This window comes from Sulfurimonas sp., assembly GCF_026988655.1.
GTDB lineage: Bacteria > Campylobacterota > Campylobacteria > Campylobacterales > Sulfurimonadaceae > Sulfurimonas.
Genome location: NZ_JALSKT010000045.1, coordinates 62966 through 73808, shown reverse-complemented (window position 1 = coordinate 73808; position 10843 = coordinate 62966). Strand labels below are relative to the sequence as shown.

Below are 10843 nucleotides of genomic sequence, written 5' to 3'. Positions count from 1 at the left end.
GAATTATTTTAGCCGCTGCCTCTGGATTGTTCTTGCAAAAATCTATAGCTTCTTGTTCTGTCATAATATGTATGTTTAAGCAATTTTTGTGCCTATTTTTTTGTTTGGTGCTGAATGGTTACAAATAGTTTTAAAATCCCTTAGTTAATACTTTAGTCATTGACTATCAACTACCTTTATCCAAAAAAGACAACCAACACTTGACATTGTTACACTCAATATGTATAATACACTTATCTTTACTAGAAAAGGAGTAATAATTATGTCAGATAAGAACATTGAAAATGAAAATCTTCAAAATGAAGAAGATAATAATTCAGAGTCATCTGAAGCTGAAGCAGAAGCGCAAGCAGTAGAAAATGAATTTGATTTATTACAAAAAGAATTAGCAGAATTAAAAGATAAGTACGCGCGTGTACATGCGGACTTTGACAATATTAAAAAAAGATTAGAACGTGAAAAATATACAGCAGTAGAGTATGCAAATGAAAAATTTGCAAAAGATATGATCCCTGTTATTGATTCTTTAGAGATGGCACTTAAATCAGCAGATACTGATACAAATGCTGAAGAATTAATTGTAAAATTAAAAGAAGGGCTTGAGCTTACTCTTAAACAATTTACAACTGCACTTGAAAAAAATGGTGTAACTATGGTATCTCACGAAGAGCCGTTTGATCCAAATATCCATAATGCAGTTCAAAGCGTAGATCACGATGAAATTGAAAGTGGACAAATTGTACAAACTTTTCAAAGAGGATATAAGTATAAAGACAGACCTCTAAGAGAAGCAATGGTTGTCGTTGCTAAGTAAAATTTACTCAATGCAACTTAGGTTGCAAAAGATATTTTTAAAATAGAATATACTTTCACTGTTTTAAAAATAAATAAGTTTTTAACCTCTATTAGAGGCAAAGACGCAAGGCGTCGTGGGCTCTCTTCCCAAGAGAACCAAGCGTTAGCGTAAGAAGCGGGATTACTCCCGATTCTGTAATGAAAGGGAATAAAAAGGTTCCCTTAAATTTTAAACTAAAATTAAAGGAAAGATAATATGTCAAAAGTAATAGGTATAGATCTAGGAACAACAAACTCATGTGTGGCAGTATATGAAGGTGGTGAGGCAAAAATCATCCCAAATGCAGAAGGAAAAAACACAACTCCATCAGTAGTTGCGTTTACAGATAAAGGTGAGGTTCTTGTAGGTGACCCTGCAAAACGTCAAGCCATCACAAACCCGGATAAAACTATTTCATCAGTAAAAAGAATCATGGGTCTTATGATGAATGAAGAAAATGCAAAGCTTGCACAAAGCAAGGTAACATATAAAATTGTTGATAAAGATGGTATGGCAGCTGTTGATGTGGCTGGTAAGGTTTATACACCACAAGAAATTTCAGCAAAAATTCTTACAAAACTAAAAGAGGATGCAGAAGCTTATCTTGGATCAAAGGTAACTGATGCTGTTATTACAGTTCCAGCATACTTTAATGATGCACAAAGAAAAGCAACAAAAGATGCTGGTACTATTGCAGGTCTTAATGTTCTTCGTATCATCAATGAGCCAACTGCGTCTGCACTTGCATACGGACTTGACAGTAAAAGTGATGAAAATGTTTTAGTATACGATTTGGGTGGTGGAACATTTGATGTTACAACACTTGAAATTAGTGAAGGTACATTTGAAGTACTCTCAACTGATGGAAATGCTTTCTTAGGTGGAGATGACTTTGATAACAAAATTGTTGATTGGTTAGCGCAAGAGTTCAAATCAAGTCATGGAATTGATCTTAAAAATGACAAAATGGCTCTACAACGACTCAAAGATGCAGCAGAAAATGCAAAAAAAGAGTTAAGTAGTGCAACTGAAACTGAAATCAACTTGCCATTTATCACGATGACAGAAGCGGGACCACAACATTTAGTCGTAAAACTTACTCGCGCTAAATTTGAGGGCATGATTGACCCATTAGTTCATGAAACAATGGATCATGTAAATACTGCTATGAAAGATGCAGATCTAAGCAAAGGTGATATTAAAGAGATTATCATGGTTGGTGGATCAACTCGTGTACCAATGGTACAAAAAAATGTTTCTGACTACTTTGACGGAAAAGATTTAAATAAATCTGTAAATCCTGATGAAGTTGTTGCTGCTGGTGCTGCCATTCAAGGTGGTGTGTTACGTGGAGATGTAAAAGATGTTCTTTTACTTGATGTTACACCATTATCATTGGGTATTGAAACACTTGGTGGAGTTGCTACTAAAGTAATTGAAAAAGGTACAACTATTCCAGTGAAAAAATCTCAAGTTTTCTCAACTGCGGAAGACAACCAACCAGCCGTAAGTATCAATGTTGTTCAAGGTGAGCGTGAATTTGCTAAAGACAATAAATCTTTAGGTCTTTTTGAACTAACAGATATTCCAGCAGCACCAAGAGGTGTACCTCAAATTGAAGTAACATTTGATATTGATGCAAATGGTATCTTAACAGTAAGTGCTGTTGATAAAGGTACTGGTAAAGAGCAAAAAATCACTATCTCTGGTAGTTCAGGATTAAGTGAAAAAGAGATCAACAAAATGGTTCAAGATGCAGAAGCACATAAAGCTGAAGATGAAGCAAGAAAAGCTGTAGTTGAACTAAGAAACCAAGCGGATGCTTTGATTGCTCAAACTGAGAAATCTATGACAGAGATGGGTGAAAACCTTGATGCGGATGAAAAAGCAAAAATTGAAGCAGCGATTAGCGATCTTCAAGAAGTTCTAAAAGATGAAAATGCTACAAAAGAACAAATTGAAGAAAAAGTAAAAGTTCTTACAGAAGCAAGTCATAAAATGGCAGAGCAAATGTATAAAAAAGAACAAGGTGGAGAAGCTGGCGCAGCTGATTCAGCTAAGAAAAAAGATGACGATGATGTCATAGATGCTGAGATAGAGTAATTACTCTCTCAACATCAACAGCACAAGTTAAGCAAATTTTATTTGCTTAATGCTTGTACTGCTGCTATTAAATACTTCGGATTATGAATAGAATCGTAAACCGGTATCACTTCTTTATCCGTATCAAACAACCCATAAACTGCCATTTGCGCACTTCTCACTGAATACTCAACTGTAAATACACAATCATTTTCAACTTCTGTAAATTGTCCTAAAAAAGCAAAGTTTGTTGCGCCTTTAGGAATAACATTTGGTCTATCCCCTTTTTTTCTAGGCATAAACTGACTATCAATAAATGGCATAGCAACTGGTAAACAATTAATCTTTCCTGCTTCTGTAATAGGTTTCATCAAATCTTGTATTTTTAAATGATAATAGAGCTCTTCTAAAATCTCTTCCCCGCTACATCCAGCCATTGTTTTATGAACAAAGTTTCCTTTTCTATCAGGGTATAAACTATATCCCCAAAATATTTTAACATCATCTGGCTGATTTGGAAAATGTGGTTGACGAGCTATAACAATGGACATCAGCCAATTTGAGTCAGTCATGGTAACAAGTCCGCCTGTTCCATGTACATTTCCTGAAAATTTTTCCATATAATCATGAAAAGTATTGTCATGCATTGTCGCTGTAAATGAATACCATTTTTGTAAATCAATATCATCACAAAAAGGATCTGGATTACCAAACAACTTATGCTTTTTAGCTAATTTTTTCCATAATTTCCAAGATCCTGATTCTTCTATACCTTTGAGTATTGGGGCACTATGCCAAGATCCAACATCACTACTCTCTGTCATAGAACCATTAGTAATAAAAACATAATCATTTTTTGTTAAAACAATTTCATCTTTATTTTCAAGGTGAATCACAGTTGCAGTCAGTTTGTCTGAGGAAAGATTAAAGTCTATATCTACAACTTCACAATCTATTTCAAAATGTACACCTTTTTCTTCTAGGTATCTTTTTATAGGTCTTATAACTGAGTCATATTGATTATATTTTGTTCGCATTATGCCACCAAGCTTGTACAAGCCATCAACTAAATGGATAAAACGCTTCATATAGCGTCTCATTTCAGCAACTGAACTCCATTTTTGAAAAGCAAACATAGTCGACCAAATATACCAAAATTTTGTATCAAAAAAATCTTGATCAAACCAATCTTCAATCCTCACACCATCTAAAGTAAACTCAGGTGCAAAAGTCAACTTTAAAAGCTGTGATTGTTGTTTAAGTGTCAAACCATAAGAACTTACATCAATCTTTTGTCCAGCTTTTAAAAGTCTAGCTTTTGCATTAGATACATACTTTTCATTAAAAGCAAAACTCTCATCTCTTACAGAAACATTTTTATCTTCCAAAGAAGGGATATTAGATAACAGATCCCAATAACATTCATAATGTTTTTCATGCATTCTTCCTCCGCGAACAAGGAATCCTTTTTCTGCATCACCAGAACCATCACAAGAACCGCCTAAAACAGTATCTTTTTCAAGAATATAGATATTTTTACCTAAGATATTTGTATCTTTTTCTAGGTAAACTGCAGCGGCCAAAGCGGCAATACCACTTCCGATAAGATAAACTTTTGAATCTTTATCCCTATTTTCTTGCATAATATACTCCTTACAATATGATACTTTTATTATAGGATAATGTTATTGAAAATCTTTCTTTGCAAGTTGCCAAGCAGTGTAGAAGTCAACTATTTTCCCACCATTTTCTTTTTGAAACTTTTTTGCATCTTTTAAAGATTTAAAAGCATATTTGCTTACTCTGCTCATTGTTGCTGGTTTTGAACTTCCTACAACATAATATGCCTCTTGAACGGGAATAAATTTTAAAGACGCAACATCTACAACTATAGGATTTTCAAGCTCAACACCTTTTTTGCTTAAATGTTTTGTTAAACAATGCAAAGAGCAATATTGATGTACTTTACCCATCTCTGATGCAGCATGACTCGTCTTATAAAACTTTACAAGGTTCATTCCACAGATATAACATGACTCTTTGTGCTCTTTATCTTGCAATAAGATAGCCTTTTCTTTCGCTACAGTTTGAAACCTTTGATGTTTCACGACAATAGGCTTCTTCACCTCTTGAGTTTTTACCGGAGTAGTCTTCACAACCGTTGAACATCCTGTTATAAAAATAACCCAGAACGTAATTAGTAATATTTTTAGCATTTTTCTTCCTTTTACATCTCATATTTTATCAGTTTATTATTACATAAGTGTTAATATATCTAGATGAATAAACTAAAACACTATACAAAAGAGATAGTCTACTTTATTGTAACAATGACTATTATTGCAAATTTAATGAGTTTATATAAAAGTCAAGATTTATCAGATGCTCCACTGCGTTTAGAATCTGTAAAATTAATAGATAATCAAACATACACGATACAAAAGGGCAAACCAATCCTCATACATTTTTGGGCAACATGGTGTCCAACATGTAAACTTGAAGCTTCAAATATTAACTTTTTATCAAAACATTTTCAAGTCATAACCATTGCTATAAAATCAGGCAGTGACTATGAGATAAAAAAATACATGGATGAGCACAACTATACTTTTAAAGTCGTAAATGATCAGACTGGAAAGTTAGCTTCAAAATTCAATATATCTGCATACCCGACAACATTTATATATAATACAAAAACAGAACTTACCTTTAGTGAAGTTGGGTATACTTCAATACTTGGGCTTTATACCAGAATGATTTGGGCTAGAAAATAATTGCATAATTTTGAATTTCAATACCCCTCAGCATTTATACTACTTACTTTAATTTTATGTATATATAAATGTCCTATTAGCATTAAAAAACTTATTTTTCCACATACAAATTTATTTTCTAAAAAAACTTCTTGGATAAATATAGACAAACTATTTTACTCTTTGATCTTAGTTCTATTAGTAACTGCTCTAGCCTCCCCTATAACGTATGATCAAAAAACATCTAACAAAAGAAAAGGTCGTGACTTAGTATTTGTACTAGATACAAGCGGTTCTATGGCTGAAAGCAACTTTGATAAAGAGCAAACGCAGCAAAGGAAATTTGATATACTTAAAAATGTCCTTATAGAATTTATATCTAAAAGGTTTGATGACAATGTAGGTATATCAATATTTGGAAGTTATGCTTTTGCTGCAGTACCACTTACATATGATATGAATAGTATCAAATTTCTCATTGACTTTTTTGATGTTGGCATTGCAGGAGATAGTACAGCCATTGGTGAGGGAATAGCCAGTGGACTAAGGGTCTTAAAATATGGACATGCAAAAAATAAAGTACTAATCTTAGTTACTGATGGATATCAAAATAGTGGGGCTATCTCGGTCAAAAATGCAGTAGAACAAGCAAAAAAACTCAAAGTAAAAATCTATACCATTGGTATAGGCAAAGCAAACAGTTTTGATAGAAAACTTTTGCAACACATTGCTTCACAAACACAAGGCAAGATGTTTGCAGCAGAAAATAAAGAAATTTTAAAAGATGTATATCGAGAAATCGATATACTAGAACCTAGCAAAATACGTTCTAAACATTATCTCAACAAACATGTTTTATATATTTTTCCTTTGCTCTTAGCTACTCTTTTATTGTTTTACTTGTTACTTAAAAGTCGTAAAAGCGAGTTGTTATGAATCTTCTTTACGCTTGGGTTTTAATACTCCTTATCCCTCTTCTTTTTTTTTATATTTCAGATATTAAACACTTTGATAAAGAAAAAAAATTACAAAGAAAGCTATTGTTTTTAAGTTTAACTTTTATGTTCATTGCTTTAAGTCGTCCTGTTTTAACACATAGCTTAAACGAACAAAAATTCGATGCCCAAGATTTTATCATTGCCATTGATGCTTCTTACTCAATGCAGGCAAAAGATATACAGCCTACTAGATACAACTTAGCAAAAAAACAGATCGAAGATATTTTAGAAGAACTGCCAAAAAACAGATTTAGTATCTTTGCTTTTACATCAAATTCTATGCTGATATCACCACCCACAACAGATAGAGCGCTTAGTCTCATCGCGCTCAATATGCTTAATCCAAAGTATATTTTAACAAAAGGAACATCACTACAAACATTACTAGAAACAGTAGCAAAAACTTCTTATGAAAAAAAGAAGCTAATCATCTTCACAGATGGTGGAGAAGAACACAATGTAAATAAACTTATACATACTGCTAAGAAAAACAATATTATTCCCTATGTTGTTGCAATTGGCACATCAGAAGGTGCACTTTTAACTAAAGATGGACATAAACTAAAAGATACAAAAGGCAATCTAATTATCTCCCGCATCAATCCAATTTTAAAAGAGTTTGCTCTACTGAGTGGTGGTATCTATTATGAAATAAATTCAAACAGTTCTAATATAATTGATGAACTTATTTCAGACATTTCACAAAATAAAGACAACTCATCTCAATCGACAATACACACCTTAACATACACAGAACTTTTTTGGATACCCTTACTATTTTCAATCATCTTGTTTAGTATTTCTATAACTAAGATTCATCAATTGATACCTTTAACTCTTATCATTCTTTTTCCATATCAAGCACATTCTTCAATTTTAGATTTTTACTACATCAACAAAGCAAATGATAGTTTTGAGAAAAAAGACTACCATAGTTCAGTGCAGGAGTTCAAAAAGCTTACACCAAGTGTAGCGAGTTATTACAACATGGGTGTTGCTTATTATAAAGACAAACAGTATAAAAATGCTATCAAAATCTTCTCTCAAATTCAGACTCAAAATATCGCTTTAAAACAAAAACTTTATTACAACATGGGCAATTGTGCCGTAAAACTTCAAAAATATGACAGAGCTAAAATATACTATCAAAAAGCATTAAATCTTGGACTAGATAAAGATGCCTATGCAAACCTACTCACTATATATAGGTATAAAGAAAAAATCGACATCTCTGATATGCTTCCTCCTAATGAAACAAAAAAACAGACCCAAGCCTCAAAAAAAACCAATACAAAAAAAGATGAAGAGAAGTCAAACGCAGCTAATTCGAATTCTAAAAACAAAACTGGACAAAGCAGTAATAGCTCAGGTGAGAATAAAGCAAAAAGTAGTAGTAAAAAAATAAATAAAAATGATAAAATAAATAAAAGTCAATATAAAATAGGCTACAAAGCCTATGAACTTATAAATAAAGGTTACACAAATGAAAAACGTCCTTGGTAGTTTGCTGCTCTTTTTATTTATACAAAACCTGAGTGCTTCACAATTAGCTGAGTACAAGTTTAGCGTATCTAATAGCCATCCATGTGTAAAAGAAGCTGTAGAAATAACCTTCAAAGCAAGACAAAAAGATCATACTGATGTGATGTTTTTCTTTTTAAAACCAAGACTATCAGATGATTACCAAATTCTTCTTTTAAATAAAGTAGCCAAAGATATAAATTATCATGATAAGGAAAGTACTTTTACATATTTACTTTTCCCTAATAAAAGTAAAAAAATAAATATTAAATTTGATTTTGTTATTAAAATGGCTAGTGACAAAGCAGTCGCTCAAGTTTATGAAGGTGGTCGTGACAATGTAAAATGGATAGATACCATGGACAGAAAAATAGACTTAAACCCTTTGCATTTAGATGTAGAAGCATTAAAAGAGGATGTTTCATTAGTCGGAGATTTTAGAATTTCATCAAAACTAGACAAAGAACATATTACTGCGTTTGAGAGTGCAAATATCACCTATTTTCTCCAAGGAACTGGATACAATGCAATAGATATAAATATCATAGATAATATCCAAGGTGTCAAAATATTTTCTGACACTATTAAACACTACAATAAAGCTACTAAAGATGGCTATAAACTCCAAAGAGAGTTTAAATATGCACTTTTAGCTGATAAAAACTTTACTATAGCTTCCAAGAATATTCAATGTTATTCTCCAAAAAATAAAAAATATTATACACTTAAAACAAAAGAATATAATCTTACAGTAGAAAAACAAAATCTTGCAAAGCTTATAGATACACAAGAATTTCCAAAAGAGACTAAAAGTTTTACTTGGTTATATGACTTTTTCATCTATATCATTATATTTATGAGCGGTTTTTTAAGTGCTAAGTTTTTTCCAAATAGTATAAATATTTTTCAAAATAAAAATATTTATAGTGATATAAAAAATGCTAAAAATGCAAAAAAACTCTTAAATATTTTAATGCAAAAATATAATATAAAAGAGCTAAAAAATGAAATAGCCCAATTAGAAGCGATAGCTTATGGTAATTCTAAAGCTAGTCTTAGAAAAATTAAGAAAAAAATCATTGCAATATTAAACGAGTCAAAATGAAAAAATATTATGTATTGATAATAGTCCTCTTATTTTATACTACTAATAACTTCGCTGATACATATAAAAATGGCTATGATCTCTATTACCAAAAAGGCTGTAACAATTGCCATGGAACACATGCAGAAGGAAGTAGTTATTATCCTAGACTTGCTAACAAAGATAAAAAATATTTATTAAAAAAATTAAGAGATTTTAAAGCGGGAAAAGCCCGTTCTCAAAAAGCACAAATCATGTTTACATTTGCAAATTCGCTTAAAAAGAAAGAGATAGAAGAGTTGAGTCTTTTTCTTAGTGAGTTTAAAAAAGACATGAGCACTAACTATGAAATCAGTGATGATCTTCTAGGTGGATCAAATTAAGTAAAAAATTCTACATACACTTTATCTAGGTACCTTTTCGTTGCATCTGCTTTTTTGATTTTATCATCAAAAATAGACTTGGAAGATGGATACCTGTATGCATAGTCTCGATATAAGTTACATTTCATATCTATATGTTTTTTAAATTCATTTATGACTAATGTCATATCATCAGGTGACGCTACCCATTGCATAAAATTTTTAAACATTCTTTCTCTCACATCAAGAGAAAATGATTCTCCAATCTCTGCAGCCATAGCCTTGAGATCCCAACGAGAAAAATATATCCCACTTTTAACAGGAGGCATAACCTCTTTATACATTGCAATAATATAGTCCGGATAATCTTCACGATTCTCTTCTTCTATTCTACAACTATCGTCTACACAAGCAGACTCCATAGACCTTTTTTGCAGTTCTTCAAACTCACCTCTTAGTTCATTTAAATCTTTAATGTCCATTATTCTTCCTTCCAAGTTTTTCATAAGAAAAAGAATTCTCTTTTAACTGACTCAAATATTCAAAATCACTTAAAATAAACTCTAATGCCAAGTCAGCAGCATCATGATACAAAGCAGTACCTGCCTCACTTTTCATATTAAGTAAGAATATTGGTGCCCATTCAAGTATATGGTTTTTTAAAAAATTGTACTCTATTTCAGCAATTTCACCTGCAATTTTGTATTCACCATCTACTAAAGCTTTGCTTTCAGATTCACATAATTTATACATAAATTCTAATTCCACACCTATATGATCTGCAGCCATAACACGAGCTTCATCTAGTTCAACCCTAAAATCAAAACTATTATATAAGGTTTGTACAGGATTATCACCACCCGTTTCCATCTGCTGATCTTCTCTTCTGTAAAACGACTCATAAGGGATCATATGAAGTAAAAAAAGGTTAGTAAAATCAACATTTAGATATTGCTCTATTAAATCTTTATTGCTCATTCCTTGTCGTTTGTCCCACTTAAAAAACTCTGGGAAAAAAGATAAAATATTTTCATCATTTATTATTAACTCTAATAGCTTTTCATCTACTTCATTCATCATAATTCTAGAGATTAAAGCATATATATTTATACGTGCTGACTGCTCTGTTAAAAGATTATCTTGCATTAATTAGTTACCTTTGGATATTGAATATTTTATTTTAAAGTATATTAAAGCCTCACTTGAAG

The 10843-nt window shown here is 31.7% G+C and carries 11 protein-coding genes; 7 read left to right on the top strand and 4 right to left on the bottom strand.

Going from position 1 to position 10843, the window contains the following annotated elements; all coding sequences use genetic code 11:
* Positions 1 to 262: 262 nt before the first annotated feature.
* Entirely contained in the window at positions 263 to 814 is a 552-nt protein-coding gene (grpE, locus tag MV052_RS04745; RefSeq protein ID WP_297441477.1) for a nucleotide exchange factor GrpE, read from the top strand.
* A gap of 237 nt (positions 815 to 1051) precedes the next feature.
* The gene (dnaK, locus tag MV052_RS04740) at positions 1052 to 2938 is read left to right on the top strand and encodes a molecular chaperone DnaK (RefSeq protein ID WP_297441475.1); all 1887 of its coding nucleotides are present in this window, start codon (positions 1052 to 1054) and stop codon (positions 2936 to 2938) included.
* A gap of 38 nt (positions 2939 to 2976) precedes the next feature.
* On the opposite strand, the gene MV052_RS04735 is transcribed toward dnaK, so the two are convergent.
* Positions 2977 to 4560 carry an oleate hydratase gene (locus tag MV052_RS04735; protein WP_297441473.1) on the bottom strand — a complete coding sequence of 528 codons (1584 nt, stop codon included), beginning with the start codon at positions 4558 to 4560 and terminating at the stop codon, positions 2977 to 2979.
* Positions 4561 to 4602: 42 nt separating this feature from the next.
* Positions 4603 to 5133 carry a nitrous oxide reductase accessory protein NosL gene (locus tag MV052_RS04730; RefSeq protein WP_297441471.1) on the bottom strand — a complete coding sequence of 177 codons (531 nt, stop codon included), beginning with the start codon at positions 5131 to 5133 and terminating at the stop codon, positions 4603 to 4605.
* Positions 5134 to 5196: 63 nt separating this feature from the next.
* Between MV052_RS04730 and MV052_RS04725 the strand changes: the two genes are divergently transcribed.
* The 5 genes from MV052_RS04725 (at position 5197) to MV052_RS04705 (ending at position 9656) form a co-directional block, all read left to right on the top strand.
* Positions 5197 to 5691, top strand: coding sequence for a redoxin domain-containing protein (locus MV052_RS04725; RefSeq protein WP_297441469.1), 495 nt, complete (start codon positions 5197 to 5199; stop codon positions 5689 to 5691).
* A gap of 162 nt (positions 5692 to 5853) precedes the next feature.
* Positions 5854 to 6606, top strand: coding sequence for a VWA domain-containing protein (locus tag MV052_RS04720; protein ID WP_297441467.1), 753 nt, complete (start codon positions 5854 to 5856; stop codon positions 6604 to 6606).
* Complete coding sequence (locus MV052_RS04715) at positions 6603 to 8171, top strand: VWA domain-containing protein (protein WP_297441465.1); 1569 nt, start codon at positions 6603 to 6605, stop codon at positions 8169 to 8171. The genes MV052_RS04720 and MV052_RS04715 overlap by 4 nt, the downstream gene beginning before the upstream one ends.
* Entirely contained in the window at positions 8152 to 9294 is a 1143-nt protein-coding gene (locus tag MV052_RS04710; protein ID WP_297441463.1) for a hypothetical protein, read from the top strand. Before MV052_RS04715 ends, MV052_RS04710 begins: the two co-directional genes overlap by 20 nt.
* On the top strand, positions 9291 to 9656 hold the full coding sequence (locus MV052_RS04705; protein WP_297441461.1) for a c-type cytochrome: 366 nt from the start codon (positions 9291 to 9293) through the stop codon (positions 9654 to 9656). Before MV052_RS04710 ends, MV052_RS04705 begins: the two co-directional genes overlap by 4 nt.
* Here MV052_RS04705 and MV052_RS04700 read toward each other — a convergent pair.
* Both MV052_RS04700 and MV052_RS04695 read right to left on the bottom strand, forming a co-directional pair.
* Positions 9653 to 10117 carry a hypothetical protein gene (locus MV052_RS04700; RefSeq protein WP_297441458.1) on the bottom strand — a complete coding sequence of 155 codons (465 nt, stop codon included), beginning with the start codon at positions 10115 to 10117 and terminating at the stop codon, positions 9653 to 9655. The genes MV052_RS04705 and MV052_RS04700 overlap by 4 nt on opposite strands.
* Positions 10107 to 10781 carry a molecular chaperone TorD family protein gene (locus tag MV052_RS04695; protein ID WP_297441455.1) on the bottom strand — a complete coding sequence of 225 codons (675 nt, stop codon included), beginning with the start codon at positions 10779 to 10781 and terminating at the stop codon, positions 10107 to 10109. Before MV052_RS04695 ends, MV052_RS04700 begins: the two co-directional genes overlap by 11 nt.
* Positions 10782 to 10843 lie beyond the last annotated feature (62 nt).